The 17,735-nt window shown below is 35.5% G+C and carries 10 protein-coding genes; all 10 read left to right on the top strand.

Annotated features, from left to right (window positions below):
- Window positions 1–2 precede the first annotated feature (2 nt).
- The 10 genes from NO995_RS16575 (at window position 3) to NO995_RS16620 (ending at window position 17,608) form a co-directional block, all read left to right on the top strand.
- Window positions 3–1,370, top strand: a complete 1,368-nt coding sequence (locus tag NO995_RS16575; RefSeq protein WP_258228469.1) for a lactate utilization protein B — start codon at window positions 3–5, stop codon at window positions 1,368–1,370.
- Complete coding sequence (locus tag NO995_RS16580) at window positions 1,363–1,944, top strand: LUD domain-containing protein (RefSeq protein WP_240573195.1); 582 nt, start codon at window positions 1,363–1,365, stop codon at window positions 1,942–1,944. The genes NO995_RS16575 and NO995_RS16580 overlap by 8 nt, the downstream gene beginning before the upstream one ends.
- A 92-nt stretch (window positions 1,945–2,036) precedes the next feature.
- On the top strand, window positions 2,037–2,879 hold the full coding sequence (gene kduI, locus NO995_RS16585) for a 5-dehydro-4-deoxy-D-glucuronate isomerase (protein ID WP_258228470.1): 843 nt from the start codon (window positions 2,037–2,039) through the stop codon (window positions 2,877–2,879).
- A gap of 116 nt (window positions 2,880–2,995) precedes the next feature.
- Window positions 2,996–4,225, top strand: coding sequence for a hypothetical protein (locus NO995_RS16590; protein ID WP_258228471.1), 1,230 nt, complete (start codon window positions 2,996–2,998; stop codon window positions 4,223–4,225).
- 129 nt (window positions 4,226–4,354) lie between these two features.
- A complete protein-coding gene (locus NO995_RS16595) occupies window positions 4,355–6,586 on the top strand; it encodes a tetratricopeptide repeat protein (protein ID WP_258228472.1) in 2,232 nt (743 codons plus the stop codon).
- Between the two features lie 247 nt (window positions 6,587–6,833).
- Window positions 6,834–10,187 (top strand): glycoside hydrolase family 2 TIM barrel-domain containing protein, encoded by a 3,354-nt coding sequence (locus NO995_RS16600; protein ID WP_258228473.1) that lies wholly within the window; start codon window positions 6,834–6,836, stop codon window positions 10,185–10,187.
- A 279-nt stretch (window positions 10,188–10,466) separates the two neighbouring features.
- Complete coding sequence (locus tag NO995_RS16605) at window positions 10,467–15,080, top strand: HYR domain-containing protein (protein WP_258228474.1); 4,614 nt, start codon at window positions 10,467–10,469, stop codon at window positions 15,078–15,080.
- A 27-nt stretch (window positions 15,081–15,107) separates the two neighbouring features.
- Window positions 15,108–15,536 carry a hypothetical protein gene (locus NO995_RS16610; protein ID WP_258228475.1) on the top strand — a complete coding sequence of 143 codons (429 nt, stop codon included), beginning with the start codon at window positions 15,108–15,110 and terminating at the stop codon, window positions 15,534–15,536.
- Between the two features lie 155 nt (window positions 15,537–15,691).
- Entirely contained in the window at window positions 15,692–16,258 is a 567-nt protein-coding gene (locus NO995_RS16615; RefSeq protein ID WP_240573190.1) for an RNA polymerase sigma-70 factor, read from the top strand.
- Between the two features lie 183 nt (window positions 16,259–16,441).
- Window positions 16,442–17,608 carry a FecR family protein gene (locus NO995_RS16620; protein WP_258228476.1) on the top strand — a complete coding sequence of 389 codons (1,167 nt, stop codon included), beginning with the start codon at window positions 16,442–16,444 and terminating at the stop codon, window positions 17,606–17,608.
- Window positions 17,609–17,735: the final 127 nt, after the last annotated feature.

The raw sequence follows: 17,735 nt of genomic DNA on the forward strand, positions 1-17,735 counted from the left end.
TTATGGCACACGCAGAAGCAGCAGCAAAATTTAATGAGAACGAGGCTAAGGTAAACTGGCACGACAAGGCTTTATGGTTTGTTAGACAGAAACGCGATAAACAGGCATATAAAGTCCAGGGTTGGGAACAACTACGAGACTACGCTTCAGCACTTAAAGCCAATGTGTTATCTAATTTAGATAGCTATTTGGTGCAGTTTGAAGAAAATGCCAAGAAAAATGGTGTAACTGTTCACTGGGCAGCTAATGCCGAGGAGCACAATAAAATTGTTCACAGCATTCTTCAAAAGCACAATGCCAAAAAGATTGTAAAAAGTAAATCGATGCTGACTGAAGAATGTCATTTAAATCCGTTTTTGGAAGCCAATGATATTGAAGTTATCGATACCGATTTAGGAGAGCGTATTGTGCAGTTAGCACAAGAGCCACCAAGTCATATTGTGTTACCTGCTATTCATAAAACCAAAGAAGAAGTTGATGAATTATTTCAGGAGCATTTAGGTACCAAGCCAAGTGGTGGAAATCCTGAATATCTAACTCGTGAGGCCAGAAAGCATTTAAGAAATAAGTTTTTGCAAGCCGACGCGGCGATTACTGGGGTTAATTTTGCAGTTGCTGATACCGGTGGTTTTGTAGTCTGCACCAACGAAGGAAATGCCGATATGGGAGCACACTTAGCTAAAGTACATATCGCTTGTATGGGAATGGAAAAGTTAATTCCGCAGGAAAAACACTTAGGTATCTTTTTGCGTTTGTTAGCAAGAAGTGCAACAGGTCAGCCTATAACGACTTATTCATCTTATTTCAACAAACCTGAAGAAGGTAAAGAAATGCATATCATTATCGTTGATAATGGAAGAACGGAGCAGTTAAGTCGAGAGGATTTCAGACGATCGCTACACTGTATTCGTTGTGGGGCATGTATGAACACTTGCCCGATTTACAGACGTAGTGGCGGACATAGTTACGATGCAACCATTCCAGGACCTATCGGGTCTATTTTATCGCCAGGTAAAGATTTAACTAAACACAGTTCGTTACCATTTGCGTCTACACTTTGCGGATCTTGTAGCGATGTGTGTCCGGTAAAAATTAATATTCACGAACAGTTGTATAAATGGCGTCAAATTATCGTTAAAGATGTGCCGCAACCATTTGTAAAGAAGAATATTATGAAAGCTGCGGGTAGTATTTTGGCGAAACCAAAGACGTATGATTTTGTTGGAAAGTCCACGCGTTTTATGCTGAAAAATACGCCAAAGTCATTAATCAATTCAAAAATTAATACCTGGGGGCATGCCAGAGATTTGCCAGAAGTAAAAGGTGATAATTTTGAAGAATGGTACAAAAAAAGACAGAAAAATGAGTAGAGAATCTATATTAAATGCGGTAAAAGCAAATAAACCGGAAGCCTTACCATTACCAGATATCGATTTAAGTGTTTTTGATGAAGACATTAATTTAATTGAACGCTTTAAAGAAAATATTGAATTTGTTGGTGGACGTCTTTTAGAATTAGATGGATTAGATACCCTTGATATAGAAATAAAGGCGTTATATCCTGAAGCAACTAAAATTGTTTCATGCATGAAGGAATCAGCCTTAGGTACAGTTCCTGTCTCAAAAGATACCGATCCGCATACGCTTGAGGACATCGATTTAACCATTATAAAAGGAAATTATGCAGTCGCTGAAAATGGAGCGGTTTGGGTATCAGAAGACGATATTATTGTTCGTGCTTTACCTTTTATTACCAACGATTTAATTTTGGTAGTCCCTAAAAATGCTGTTAATTTGCATATGCACCAGGTTTTTGATGCCATTTCAGAGCGTGAAAGAACTTTTGGAGTCTTCATTTCTGGACCTTCAAAAACAGCAGATATAGAACAATGTCTGGTGGTTGGTGCTCACGGTGCTATCAGTTTAACCGTCGTTCTTTATTAGAACATAGAAAAAAGGATAAGTTTTATTTTATCCGTAGATATAGCTTAAACGTTTAAGCATTGAAATTATTAAAAAAATTAAAACTATAAATTATGTCAGTTAGTTATGAATCGCGTTACGCATCGAGCCCACAAGGTGTAAAAGGCTACGATACAGCGCAATTAAGAAACGAGTTTTTAATTGAAAATCTTTTTGAAGCCGATAAACTAAATTTAGTGTATTCACACTACGATCGTTTTATTACGGGAGGTGTATTGCCGGTTTCTAAATCAGTGTCGTTAGGTGCTATCGATCCCCTTAAGGCAGAATTCTTTTTACAAAGAAGAGAGCTTGGTATTATTAATATTGGTCAAACAGGAACAGTAACTGTAGACGGAACGGTATACGAGTTAAATCATAAAGAAGCGTTATACGTAGGACAAGGTAATAAAGAAGTGGTATTTGCAAGTACATCGGCAGATAGTCCTGCAATGTTCTACTTAAATTCAACACCAGCTCACAAAGCATATCCAACAAAGAAAATTGGAACGGATGATGTAGAGGTAATCGAATTAGGTGCTCCTGAAACAGCTAATGCACGTACTTTAAGAAAGTACATAGTAAACAGCGTTGTTGATGTATGTCAATTACAAATGGGAATGACGTCTATTAAAGTTGGAAGTAGCTGGAATACGATGCCGGCTCACGTTCACGACCGTAGAATGGAAGTGTATTTCTATTTCGAAATCCCTGAAGGACAATCGGTTTGTCACTTTATGGGAGAACCACAGGAAACAAGACACATCTGGATGCAAAACAATCAGGCGGTAATTTCTCCACCGTGGTCTATTCACTCAGGTTCGGGTACAAGTAATTACTCGTTTATCTGGGGTATGGCAGGTGAGAATTTAGATTACGGCGATATGGATGTTTGTGCTATTCCAGAATTGAGATAGTAGTTTAGTAAAGATTTAAAAAAAGGCGTTGAAACTTAGTTTTAACGCCTTTTTTAATTTGTAGTATTTTATGTGATTAAAAATGAGTAAATTAAGATGTTTTTAATATCGCCAATATGAAACATCTTGCAACCTTATTTTTTGTGCTAAATGGCTTTTTGGTTTTAGCTCAAGATCCGTTTTTAACGGTAACTTCCAACGATTCCATAAATAATCAGCCACGTATTAAATCCAGTTTGGGAGTTAATATGAAACTGAATGGTTATATGGATATTTTTGGAGGCTTAAATGATAATGAGACGTTTAATGTCGGACTTATTAATGTATTTGGAACTGAAGAAGAAAAAAGTCTTAAAGCCGATTTGTATCAAACACAACTAAGGTTAACCACCCACATGGTGCAGAAAAACGGCAATGTGATTAAGGCGGTTGTAGAGTCGGATTTTTGGGGAGGAAATGGCAAAATGAGGTTGCGAAAGGCCTATGTAGAAACGGAACACTGGCAAATAGGACAGATGTGGAATAATTTTAGTGATGAAGACATCTGGCCGGATATTATGGAACTGGAAGGTCCTCCGTCCGGGGTTTGGCTTAGAACACCACATGTGAAATATAAAAACACATTTGGAAATCCTCACTGGATTTACGAAGCTAGTATCGAGGCACCAATTGCTACAAGTTTTACTTATGCCGAATTTCAGCCATTAGTAGACGAAGCCGATCAGTTTATGCCTGATTTAACTTTTGCAATTAAATATCAAAAGGATTGGGGACATCTTAGATTGTCATCCATTTTAAGAAGTGTACGTTATAAGTTAAATGATGAATTAGATAAATTTACAGGTTATGGATTCAGTTTTAGTGGTAATTACAAACCTGGTTTAAATAATTTACAGTTTCAGTTGGTAGGTGGTAAAGGGATCTCGGCATATTTAACAACTGTTTCTGGAGGTGGCTATGATGGGTATCCAACAGGAAATAATCAAATAAAAGCGACACCTGCTTTTGGAGGATGGGCTTCATATGGATATTTCATTACAAAAAAATTACATACTAACGTTGTGTTTGGGGCATCGCAATTTAAGTTAGATGATTCCGAGCGACTCATTATTCATGAAGCTTTAGAAGATACTACGGTGTTCGTCGAAGGTGATTTTCTACATAAGCATTATTACGGCATATTTAATGTGATGTATGATGCTTATGAACGCATGACCGTTGGTTTGGAATTAGATTATGGTATAAAAACATTGGAAATTGATGGTCAGGTTAATGATGTGGCGCAATCCATTGACAAAAGTCGGGATGCGATGCGCATTAGTTTTGGTTTTATGTATAATTTTTAAGAGAAACCAGGAGTCTTTTATATTTAATTTATAGCAATTCTAAGTCAAAATTAAGTTACATTTATAGAGCAATTTATTCTGTAATTTTAAAAGATAAATATTTTGACTAACCCCATTATAACTAGAGCTTTGTCAAGCTTAATCTGTGGTTTCTTTTCAATTGTTTTATTGGTTTCTTGCAAAGAAGAAAAAAAGTATGAGGCTATAACTCATGATGATATTTTTACATCTACTGCTTTAATTCCTGATAATCATTTTTTAGGTGATGAAACCTGTAAAACCTGCCATAATACAGAATTTAAGGAATGGCAGGGTTCTCATCACGATAAAGCCATGCAAATTGCTGATAGTTTATCGGTTTTAGCTGATTTTAAAGGGGAAACATTTACCAGTCAGGAAGTCACTTCGCGATTCTATAAAAAGGATGGTGATTATTATGTGCATACCGAAGGACCGGATGGTGCATATCAGGATTATAAAATAGTTTACACCTATGGTTTAACACCATTGCAACAGTATATTGTACAATTTCCCAATGGAGCCTATCAGTGTTTAAGTACGGCATGGGATTCGGTTGAAAACAAATGGTTCAATTTATTTCCGGATTTTAGAGTCGTTCATGAAGAGTGGTTACACTGGACCAATAAAGGTTTAAACTGGAACACCATGTGTTCCGATTGTCATTCAACAAACGTTAGAAAAAATTACGATCTTAAAGCTGATAGTTACGATACAAAGTATGCCTTAATTAATGTGAATTGTGAAGCTTGTCATGGGCCAGGAAAACAACATGTCGATGATGTTGAACGATTAGGTGATGCTTACGCACCAACAGGAACCATGAAAATGACGAGCAGAATAGCACCTAAACAATTGGTTGATGAATGTGCTCGTTGTCACGCCCGTCGCGAGCAGTTTACCGAAAATTATAATTACGAAGGCACGTTTTTAGATCATTATTTTCCGCATTTAATTGTACAACCCCAATACTATCCTGACGGACAAATATTAGATGAAGATTATGTGTATACTTCCTTTCTGCAAAGTAAAATGTATAAAAACGATGTAGCGTGTAATAGTTGTCATAATACACATTCCTTAAAATTAAAAATGGAAGGGAACGCTCTGTGTACGCAATGCCATACACCAACAAAGTACAATACACCTGAGCATCATAAACACGACATGGGAACCGAGAGTGCAGAATGTATTAATTGTCACATGCCAGGGCGCTACTATATGGGAAATGATTTCAGACGCGATCATAGTTTTAGAGTGCCTCGTCCCGATTTAAGTTTGAAATATAACACGCCAAACGCTTGTGTTGGTTGTCATGAAGGTAAAGACAATACATGGGCCTGGGAATCTTTTCAAAAATTATATGGAACGGTAGATTCTCTGCATTTTTCAGATAAGTTAGCTCCCGGTGTTTTAGGCGTTGCTCATGCCGATGCAGGTCTGATTGATTTAATTCATGATACCTCAGAAAACGAACTGGTAAGGGCTTCGGCGTTGCGTGCCTTATCAAATTATGATGTTCAACAGCATTTAGATGAATACATTATGCGATTAAATGATGCATCACCTATGGTTCGTGCAACAAGTGTAGATGTGTTGAGTAATATTAATACTAATGATTATATAAATTATTTGCTACCCCTTTTAGAAGATCCAAAAAGAACAGTTCGTGTTAAAACATTTTATGCACTGGCAGGTGTTAGCGAACTTCAAATTCCAGAGAAATATAAAGCCTCTTACAAAAAAGTAAAAAAGGAGTTTGATACTTACTTAGAGGTGAATACCGATTTTGCTGGCGGATTAGCCAGAAAAGGTAATTATTACATTAAACAAGGTAATTTACAACAGGCTATTTTTTATTATGAAAAAGCTCTGGAAGTTGATAATCTGGAGAATAATATAAGATTAACCTTAGCTAATTTATATTACAATACCGGCGATTACAAAAAAGCAGAAGACACATTTAAACTTATTATTCAGCAAGAACCAGATTATGGTTCAACCTATTATTCTTTAGCATTATTATTAGCTGAATTAAATAGGGAGGAGGAAGCCATTTCGTATTTAGAGCAAACCATTACCAAAATGCCTGATAATATTAGAGCCTACTATAATTTAAGCCTAATCTACGATAAATTAAATCAACCTAATAAAGCTGAATCAACTTTAGCAAAAGGTTTAAAAGCAGATCCAAATAACGAGAGTCTATTATATGCTTTAGCATATCATTATCTGAATCATAATAATACAAATAAAGCTAAAAATATCGCGAAACGATTGGTAGAATTATACCCAAACAATCAGCAATATTTGGCATTTTATCAGCAGTTATTAGCTATATAAGGGAATGACGATATAATAGACATTTACTAAATCTATCGCTATAATAGATGTAAATTATACATTTAATCTTAAAAATTGTTAAAAATGCCAAACTTACATAACAAATATACTGTTTAGTATAGCACTATCAGCTAAAATTAATATGTTTGTGTTCGAGCACATTTTGATCAATATGAAATGTGTCATAACCTAAAGATGATTATTGGCGAATGACATCTGTCTGATAAAAACAACATAATTTAACCAGATGAAAAACAACTTAACAAACTTAACTCTCTTTTGTTTTACAAATTTACTCTTAGCCCAAGAGTTACCTAACGATTTGAAGCATTACATTCAAAATCCGCAGGTAATTTCAGAGAATAAAGAAGACACACACACAACGTTTTATTCATTTTCTTCTGAAAATGATGCTTTAAAAAATAACTGGAACACTTCTGCAAACTATCTTAGCTTAGATGGTCAGTGGAAATTTAAATGGGTTCGTAAACCTGCAGACAGACCTCAGGATTTTATGAAACCTGAAGTTGATGTGACAGGCTGGGATGATATTAAAGTACCGGCGAACTGGGAGGTTGAAGGTTATGGCGTGCCTATTTATGTAAACCATCAATACGAGTTTGCCGATTATAAAGCACCGGTTTCAAGTGAAATTACTTTTACAGATAAAATTTATCCGTCTAATCCGGGGCAAGTACCATTTGATTACAATCCGGTAGGGTCTTACAGACGAACATTTACATTAAGTAAAGGCTGGAATGAGAAAGAAGTGTTTCTGCACATTGGAGCTATGAAATCAGGAGGTTTTGTCTGGATTAATGGAAATTATGTTGGGTATTCTCAAGGGAGTAAACTTCCGGCAGAATTCAATATTTCAAAATATTTAAAAGAAGGTGAAAACACCATAGCGCTTCAAATTTTCAGATGGACAGACGGTTCTTATTTAGAATGTCAGGATTTCTGGCGTATCAGTGGTATAGAACGCAGTGTTTATGTATATGCTCAGCCCAAAGCACGTATAAAGGATTTTGAGGTTATGGCAACCTTAGATGGTGCTTATACTACAGGTTTATTAGACCTTACGGTAGCTGTTAATAATGCAGATGTAAAATCGAAAACAGTTGATGTTTTTTATGAGGTTTTAGATAATAAAGGTTCGGCGGTTGCAAAAGGAAACCAATCGGTAAAAGTGCCTTCCAATGGAACCATTAATGTGAATTTAAAAACGCAAATTTTTAATGCCCTACCGTGGACAGCCGAAACACCAAATCTATATCAGGTGGTCGTGACGACTAAAGAAAAGGGGAATATTTTAGAATCAACTTCCTCAAAAGTTGGGTTTAGAACCGTTGAAATTAAAAACGGATTGTTACGTGTAAACGGACAGGTTATTACCTTAAAAGGTGTAAATACGCAAGAGCATAATCCTGAAACCGGACACGTGGTTAGTGAAGAGCAGATTTTAAAGGACATTCAGCTATGGAAAGAAAATAACATTAATGCCGTTCGTTTAAGTCATTATCCGCAACAGGAGAAGTTTTACGAGTTATGTGATACTTACGGAATTTATGTAGTAGATGAAACCAATATAGAATCGCATGGTATGTACTACGGAGACCATTCACTTGCAAAAGTAGAAAGTTGGGAAAAAGCACATGTCGATCGTATGGTCCGTATGGTAGAGCGCGATAAAAATCATCCGTCTGTAATTATCTGGTCTATGGGTAACGAGGCTGGAAATGGTATTAACTTTTTTGCAGGTTACAAAGCCATAAAAGCACACGATAAACAAAAACGTCCGGTACAATATGAGCGTTCCTATAAAGATGTCGATGGTAATTTATTCGATATGGACGAGAATACCGATATTATTGTGCCTCAGTATCCGTCTCCAGCGTCTTTTGAAAATATTGGAAGATCGAAAACCGATCGTCCGTTTATACCTTCAGAATATGCACATGCTATGGGGAACAGTACTGGGAACTTTCAGGATTACTGGGATGTGATTGAACAACACGAAAATTTACAAGGAGGTTTCATTTGGGATTGGGTCGATCAGTCCATTTGGAAAACCAACGAAAAAGGCGAGAGGTATTATGCTTATGGAGGTGATTTTGGTGAAGGCATGCCAACCGATAATTCTTTCCTGAATAACGGACTTATTTTTCCAGACCGTACGGCGCACCCTGGATTATATGAAGTTAAGAAAGCACACGAATTTATTAACTTTAAAAACAAGGGCATCAACGGCGATAATCAGGTTAGAGTTTTAATTGAAAATTTATATGATTTTACAAATCTGGATAAGTTCGACATTAAAGCAAAAATTAAAGCCGATGGCGAAGTTTTAGATACGTTTAATGCAGGTAGTATTGCTGTAGAACCGCATACAGGGAAATTGGTAAGAGTACAATTGAGTAATATTGAATTTAAAGAAAATACCGAGTATTTTTTAGAAATTGAAGCCATTCTTAAAGAAGATTGGGGTATTTTAAAGGCAGGTTACACGGTGGCACACGAGCAGATTTTATTAGGCAGAAAGCTGAAATGGCAAGAAGAAGTTATAGCAACAGATAAGGCTGTTAAGGTTAATGAAACTAAAGATGTATTAGAACTTTCGGGTGATGATTTTAAATTAGTATTTGATAAAGCTTCAGGTAAAATGGTATCATATGTTTTTGCCGGTGAAGAACTAATTAAAGACCAAAACGGACCAAAACCAAACTTTTGGCGCGCACCAACCGATAACGATTTTGGTAACCGTATGCAGGAAAGAAATATAGCCTGGAAAGAGGCTTCGTTAAACTACAAAGTAGCTTCGTTTACAACAGATAAATCAGAAAACGGAAAAGTAACTGTAAATGTAACTTATAATTTACCAGGTGTTGAAACAATTTTTGTGTCTGTATATTCAGTATTTGCGAATGGTGTTGTAAAAATTGATAACACGCTAAATACAACAACATATGAAGCCGATATACCTAGAATGGGCATGCGCATGCAATTACCGAAGGCATTTAGTAAGATGACGTATTACGGACGCGGACCATGGGAAAATTATACCGACAGAAAAGCTTCAGCGTTTGTAGATGTCTATGATTCTTCAGTATCCGATCAGTATGTGCCGTATATTCGTCCTCAGGAAAACGGATATAAAACCGATGTACGTTGGGCAGCTTTTGCCAATTCAGATAACAATGGTTTGCTTGTAGTGTCTTCCGCAGGTAATAAAAAAGACCTAGGTTTAAGTGCGTTACATATGCTTAATGAAGATTTTGATGCTACCGATGGTTTAAATTATGCCGTTGAAAAGAAAGTAGAAAAGCATGCAACCAAAGACGAGAACTATAGCGATGGTATGCCTGAAGTGAATAAAAGTAAGCATACTATTGATATTATTGAACGTGATTTAGTTCAGTTAAATATCGATATGGATCAACGAGGTCTTGGAGGTGATAACAGTTGGGGAGCAAAACCTCAAAAAGAATACATGTTAACAGGAAACCATGTAAATACCTATAGTTTTTATATGATTCCGTTTAAAAATGGAAACAAAGAAAAGTTTATCGAACTATTTAAATCGGTTTACACGAGTAAATAAATTTCAACTCTTAAGAATTTAAAAAATCCGTAGTTTTTTTTAACTACGGATTTTTTTTATTTAAGGGAATATATAGTAACTAACTAGATTACAAAATACAAAATAAGAGTACCTTGTTAATAAATGATTGATTAGTGTTCTACTATAGAAGGTGTTAAAAAACAGAGATTTGTATATTTAAAAAAGTTAAAATTTTATTAATTTTTTTTAGGGGATACGTGCGTTATTTCACACTTAATAAGTAAATTTAATATCTAATCAGCTGAAAACTCTAATCACATGGAAAAAAACTACGCAAATAAACCTCAAAGCAATTTTAGTCTTAGCTTTCGTTTTACTTCAGGTTTTATTAAAAAACAGGTTTTAGTCCTGTTTTTCTTTACTTCATTAAGCAATTATTTCTATGCACAAACCACCTTTGATGTGGCATCAGAAGCAGAATTAAATACTGCAATTAGTTCGGCTTCAAATGGAGATATTATCAATTTTACTTCAGATATTATTTTGTATACAGATCAAGTGAGTATTGATAAATCGTTGACTATTGAAGGAAACAACTATTTGTTAACGGTGCCAAGAACAGGATTAAATAGTGCTGGTGGTTTCAATACTAACCCATCACCCTACAGGGCAATTCAAATTTTAAATTATGGTGGTAGCAGTACGGTTATTATTAATGCTTTAAAAATAAGAGGAGGTTTTTATACTGGAGCTGGTGGAGCCATTATGCTTGAAAATTATGATGTTGCATTGTATCTTAATAATTGTGAAGTGTCCTATAGTAGATCCTCTGGTGGTGGCGGTGGAATTTATACTACTAGTAACCAAAACAAACTTTACATTAATAACACATTAATAGATCGAAATGCAGGAAATTTCGGCGGGGGTATTGTGAATAAAGGGTTTTTAAAAATGGAAAGTAGTACCATTACCGAAAATCGATCTACTTCAGGCAGTGGAGGTGGTGGAGCCATGGAAAATAATGCGGGTATAGCCCTTATAAATAATTGTACCATCAGTAATAATCAAAGTACAGAAATAGGAGGGGCCATAAATAATAATAATTCAGGAAAAATTTATTTAGTAAATTCAAGTGTTACAGGAAATGTCGGGTATGGTACTTTAACAACCGGTGCTATTGGGAACAACGCAGGTGGTGCTGGAGGTATTTGGGCTGTAAATTCTGTTTTTGCCTATAATTATAAAAGGTCAGGAGGTACTTCAAATAACCCTACAGCTTACACTCTAGATGATTTATCTGCTTATTCTAATCAGGGACGTGTATTTTTATATTATTCGGTTTATCACGGTACTTTACCAAACGGTATGGGGGCAGATGTTGGTAATGTTCAATATTCAGGAGCAGCCGATGGTAGTGATGATACAATTTTTACAGGAGGCAGTCTTAGTAAAATTTTTGATGCTTCTGGAAACCAAATTGGTACAACCGAGGTTTTTAGACCGTATTTGGTAAGAGATCAAGGGTCTGTGGGGCCAACCTTGCGAATAGGTAGTTTTTTAGTGTCAAATAAAGGTACTCAAACAAGGGTGTCTGGATCTGGTTCAAGTGATGTTGTGCTATCGTATTTTGATGGTTCGAGCTGGATAGATTTAGTAAACACAAGTAATTCAGGCCAACTTGTTACCACAGATCAAATTGGGCAAACCAGATCAGATCCGCCTTTACGTGGTGCTCTGGAGGCGTTTGTTGACGATGTTTACATGTTAAAAGTTTTAGCAGCTTCTAATGGTGCGGTTGAAGGTGGTTCGGTTTATGGTGATTTGTATCCTTATGGAACAGAAATTACCCTTACAGCAAACCCTTCAGATGGTTATGGTTTTGATGGTTGGACATATGCTCAAGGCACAGGAAGTACAACAAACAATCCTTTGGTAATTACCTTAACTGAAGATATAACCATTCAGCCATCTTTTGTGTTAAGTGCGGATGAAACAATAACTTATGTAGGGAATGGTAATACAGGAGGAACTGCGCCAGCGACACAAATACAAGATGCAGCTATTTCACCAATAACTATTTCTGATAAAAATACATTAGTGAAATCTAGTTATGAGTTTACCGGTTGGAATACGGTTGCTAATGGTTCTGGAACAGCCTACAATCCAGGTGATGTATATAGTCAAAATGCAAATCTTACACTTTATGCTCAATGGGTGTATAGTCCATCACCAGGAGGTGTTACAGGTGTTAATCTATGGCTGAAGGGGAATGATGGCATTACGGCAAACTCTGGAACTCTTAATGCATGGGTAGATAAATCTGGAGTTAATACGTTTTCTATTACAGGAACACCAGGGTTTCAAGAAAACGCTATCAATTTCAATCCAACTATTTCATTTAATAATACAGGTGCCGCTTCTACTTTGCCAACAAATCGATTAGAGGGAAATACTTCTATTCAGGTTCAATCTGCAATAGTGGTCATGAAAAGTAATTCCAATTCTTCTACTTTAATGGGGAGTACGGTATCGGGTAGTAGTTTTGGACCGGGTCTATTTGGATATAGAAATACTGAAGAGCAGTCAGTTGGTCAGGGAGACAATATATTTAAATCCTATTTTAATCCATTACGCTCAGAATATTCAGTAGCATTAATAGATTTTTCAGGCTTACCCGGTAAATACTTTTTGAATAATGGAACTGAAGGTATTTTTTCTTTTACCACTAATTTTAGGGATATCACCTTAACCCCAATGATAGGGGGAACTAACAATAACGGAAATAATGGTGGTTGGAGCCCTTTTGATGGTGAAGTGGCAGAGATCATAACTTATCCTTCTACTTTATTGAATGATTCAGCAAATATTCGTCGATTAATGACCTACATGGCCATTAAGTATGGCATCACTCTAACAAGAAATACACAGACATTAACCCACTATGAAGATTCTAACGGAACCGTTCTATGGGATGATACTAATTACTGGAACGATGTTTTTGGTATTGGTAAAGATGAGGCTAGTGAATTAAATCAAATAGCTTCAAATAGTATAAACACTGGCTCTGGAAATGGTTCTGGTCAGCATGGAAAGGGAAATATAGTTATAACCAATGCATCCTCGTTGGATGATGGCGATTTTTTAATGATAGGTCATGATAATGGTGCTTTAACCGAACAATCAACAGATTTGCCTGCCTCAGCCAGTTGTTTTGCTCGATTATCTAGAGAATGGAAAGTGAAATCAACTAATAATCCGGGAAGTATAACGCTTACTATTCAATTAAACGGTCTTACTTACGGAGGTACTTCTGCAAGTGATATTAAAATACTTATCGATAGTGATGGAGATGGCGATTTTTCTAATGCAACAAGTTTTGGTGCTGAAAGCTTCAGTAATGAATTAGCTATTTTTAAAGGTATTACTTTACCAAATAATGCCGTGTTCACGTTTATAACCGGTACGGAAACGATACCTCCAACTATAACTACTTTAGGAGACTTAACATTTGCAGCCAATGCAGGTGTTTGTACCTATGAGACTTCTAAATTACCACAACCAACTACTGATGATAATTGTGGTGTAGCAACGGTTGAGGCGAGTCCTTCTGTTTTAGTTTTAGGGGTTAATACGGTGACCTGGACGGTAACCGATGTTTCTGGTAATGTTAACACGGTTGATCAGTCGGTTACCATTATAGACAATGAAAAACCTACCATAGCAACATTGAGTGATTTTACTGTTGATGCTGATACAGGTGTTTGTACCTATGACAGTTCACAATTACCACCACCAGTAACGAGTGATAATTGTGGGGTAGCTAGTGTTACTGTAAGTCCTTCTATTTTAAACTTAGGGGCAAATACAGTAACCTGGACTGTAACTGATGATTCAGGAAATAAAAATACCTCGACCCATATAGTTACTGTTCAGGAAAATGAGCTACCAACTATTGCCACCTTAGGTGCTATTACAGTGCATTCAGATGCAGGTGTTTGTATCTATAGTAGTTCGCAATTACCATTGCCAGCAACCAGTGATAATTGTGGTGTAGCAAGTGTTGTAGCAAATCCATCTGAATTGGCTTTAGGTTTAAACATCGTAACCTGGACAGTAACCGATGATTCTGGAAATACCAGAAATTCAATTCAAGAAGTAACAGTTGTCGATAATGAAGATCCAACAATTGGAACTTTAAATGCAATAAGTGTAAATACAGATGTTGGCGAATGTACTTATGATATGTCACAATTGCCACCACCAGCTACCAGCGATAATTGTGGTGTAGCCAGCGTAGTTCCTAGTCAAAGCATATTAAGTTTAGGTTTAAATACCATAACATGGACGGTTACTGATGATTCTGGAAACACCAAAAGCTCAATTCAGGAAATAACAGTAGTCGACAATGTGGCTCCAATAGTAAGCTGTCCTTCAAATCAAACAGTACACCCAGACCCAGGAAGTTTGTATACACTTCCTGATTATTTTGGAACATCGGAGGCTATGGCGGTCGATAATTGTACGAATCCATTAACCATTTTAACACAGAGTCCTAGTCCTGGAACACAATTGGGAGATGATGTACATACCATTACGTTTACAGCACAGGATGCAAGTGGTAATATAGGAGCCTGCAGTTTTGATTTAATTGTTGATTCAACACGAAGTTTAGATGTTAATATAGATGTATTAAACGGCATAAAGCTGTATCCAAACCCAACATCAAGTATTGTTAAAATACAAAACCTTTCAAATATAAAATTAAGTCGTTTAACTATTTATGATATGATGGGACGTGTTATAAATAGTATTGACTTAAAACAAATGGGAGAAGAAAAAGAGATTGATTTATCTCCGTTTGAAAGTGCTGTGTATTTATTTGAAATCCACAGTGAACAAGGAAAATTGGTTAAGTCAGTTGTGAAACAATAATGTATTTATTAATTAAATGGAATTTTTATGAATATTAAGAGTTTTTTGTCAATACTACTTTTAGTAATATTACCTGGCATGTCCTTTGCTCAAATTATAACTAAAGAATTAAATTTTGACTCAGATAAGGCAAACCTTGTTATTGAGGATGTGTTTAAAGGTGAAGAAATTATTGATTATGCCTTAAATGTAAAAAAGGGAGATTCGGTTAGTATTATTTTGAATAGAAAAATAAACTCAAGCTATTTTAATTTGTTACCGCCAGGTTCTAATAATGTAGCCGATTTTATTGGTCAAACCCAAGGGGATACCTGTAAAATGGTGTTGCAGCAAACAGGAGTTTACAAAATTAGGGTATACCAGATGCGAAGTTCTGCCAGACGAGGCACTGAAGTGAAATTTAAACTGGATGTAAGTCTCTTTGAATCTAAAGTTTCGAATCCTGAAAAAGAGTAAAACAATAAACTTGACTAATACCGAAAAGAGCCTGATAAGAAAAATTATCAGGCTCTTTGGTTCTTAATACATAGGTAATACTTAAAAAAAACAATGTGGATTTTGTTTCAAATGTTTACATTTGAAATTAACTATTATTTTGCTATTTTTAATTTATGCTCTCACAGGATTCAGATATTGTAGACCGACTTAAAAAAGGGGATAAGAAGGCTTTAACTGAGCTTTACGATAGCTATTGGAAGCCTCTATATATCAGTTCCTATAATCTTCTTAAGGATAAAGAACTCTGTGAAGAAATCATTCAAGATGTTTTTATTGATGTCTGGAATTATAGAGACAATCTTCAAATTAAAATATCATTAAAATCGTATTTATATGCTTGTGTAAGATATAAGGTGTTTAGCGAATTTCGAAAAAATAAAATTCAGCGTGTAGAATTATTTGAAGGACTAAACGATCGATTTCAATATGCTACGCCCGAAACCAAACTGATGCATGAAGAGTTGGTGATGCAAATAGATACGATTGTTAAGACACTACCCGAACGTTGCCGGGAAGTCTATATTTTAAGTAGAAATGAGCAATTAAGCCATAAAGAAATTGCCGAAAAACTAGGCATTTCACCAAAAACAGTTGAGAATCACATCACACTGGCTTTAAGAACCATCCGTTCGTCGCTAGGATACTTGTTAAGTATAGAAATGCTGTATTTTATACATTAATCGATATTCCTTTTTTCGCAGTATTACTTTCTTTATTTGAAAAATAATTCAGTGTTATCCCTTTAATTACTGAGGGTTTGTCGTGTTTGTAAATAAAAAGTTAAATTTTTTTTAAATTTCATTAGGGGATAGGTCTTTTATTCTACACATAAAAGATGAACCCAGTTTTTTAAAAATATTTTAATGGACAATACCGAAATGAATAATAAGTTTTTCCGAAGATTGATAGAACGCTATCTTGAAGGGAAAACGACTGCCGATGAGTTAAAGCTCTTGGTTAATTACTACGAAAGTTTCCAAAAGGAAAATGAGTGGGTTGAAGCCTTAGGGCCAGAAGACGTTATTAAAGAACGGATGTTAGTTAACATCTTGGAAGCTATAAAAGATGATGAAGAAATTAAGCAGCCAAAGGTGATTTCTATATTTAGGTCTGCTTATGTAAAATATGCGGTTGCAGCTTCAATATTAGCATTTGTAGCAATCTATACAATTATAAATAAAGGGACAGACTTTATAGTTCAAGAGGACGCTGTTGTTAATACGAGTATTGAAGTAGGAACCAATAAAGCGGTATTAACCAGAGAGGATGGTTCTAACATTACTTTAGAAAAAGGAGAGCAACTTGCCTTTGATAATTTAGAAAGTAATGGAGAAGAACTTGTTTATACTAATAAAGAGGCAGCATCAAAAGCCATTGCCTATAATTATTTAACCATACCAAGAGGCGGACAATTTTTTGTAAAACTATCTGATGGTACTCAGGTTTGGTTAAACTCCGAATCAAAATTAAAATACCCGGTTACTTTTGTAGATGGCGAAAAACGTATGGTGGAACTTTTGTATGGTGAAGCCTATTTTGACGTGTCTCCAAGTACAGCTCATAAAGGTTCGAAATTCATGGTAACCAATAACAATCATGAAATAGAAGTATTAGGAACGGAATTTAACGTTAAAGCCTATAACAACGAATCGAATATAACCACCACTTTAGTAGAAGGAAAGGTAAATATTAAGTATCAAGGGGAAGATCATATCTTACTTCCAAATCAGCAATCTGTATTAGATCGTAGTACCAACACCATAACATTTAATGAGGTTGATGTATTTCACGAAATTTCATGGAAAGAGGGCATTTTTAGTTTCAATAATAAAACCTTGAAAGAGATTATGATGGTATTGTCGCGATGGTATGATTTTAATGTAGAGTTTAAGAATAAAGATGTTGAAAATGAACTATTTGTAGGGACTCTGGGTAAAGATGAAAAAATTGAAAATATACTTCAGAATTTAAAAGAATTAGGAATCATAAATAAATATGAATTTCATGAGAAAAACATAAGTATTGAATAAAAAAAAAGGGAGCTAAGTTGAAACATTTGGCCGTGTAGTAACTTTCTCCCTCTTGTATGTATTAATTAAAGTAATGTCTAACTAACACAAAACAAATTTATGAAAATTAAATTAACTAACTATCGCT

Origin of the sequence: Aestuariibaculum sp. M13, assembly GCF_024723255.1 — a bacterium.
GTDB classification, from domain to species: Bacteria; Bacteroidota; Bacteroidia; order Flavobacteriales; family Flavobacteriaceae; genus Aestuariibaculum; species Aestuariibaculum lutulentum.

Bases quoted from the DNA above. Each gene is read 5' to 3' on its own strand.
- NO995_RS16590 (WP_258228471.1), top strand. From the start codon at position 2,996: ATGAAACATCTTGCAACCTTATTTTTTGTGCTAAATGGCTTTTTGGTT.
- NO995_RS16610 (WP_258228475.1), top strand. From the start codon at position 15,108: ATGAATATTAAGAGTTTTTTGTCAATACTACTTTTAGTAATATTACCT.
- kduI (WP_258228470.1), top strand. From the start codon at position 2,037: ATGTCAGTTAGTTATGAATCGCGTTACGCATCGAGCCCACAAGGTGTA.
- NO995_RS16620 (WP_258228476.1), top strand. From the start codon at position 16,442: ATGGACAATACCGAAATGAATAATAAGTTTTTCCGAAGATTGATAGAA.
- NO995_RS16615 (WP_240573190.1), top strand. From the start codon at position 15,692: ATGCTCTCACAGGATTCAGATATTGTAGACCGACTTAAAAAAGGGGAT.
- NO995_RS16600 (WP_258228473.1), top strand. From the start codon at position 6,834: ATGAAAAACAACTTAACAAACTTAACTCTCTTTTGTTTTACAAATTTA.
- NO995_RS16575 (WP_258228469.1), top strand. From the start codon at position 3: ATGGCACACGCAGAAGCAGCAGCAAAATTTAATGAGAACGAGGCTAAG.
- NO995_RS16580 (WP_240573195.1), top strand. From the start codon at position 1,363: ATGAGTAGAGAATCTATATTAAATGCGGTAAAAGCAAATAAACCGGAA.
- NO995_RS16605 (WP_258228474.1), top strand. From the start codon at position 10,467: ATGGAAAAAAACTACGCAAATAAACCTCAAAGCAATTTTAGTCTTAGC.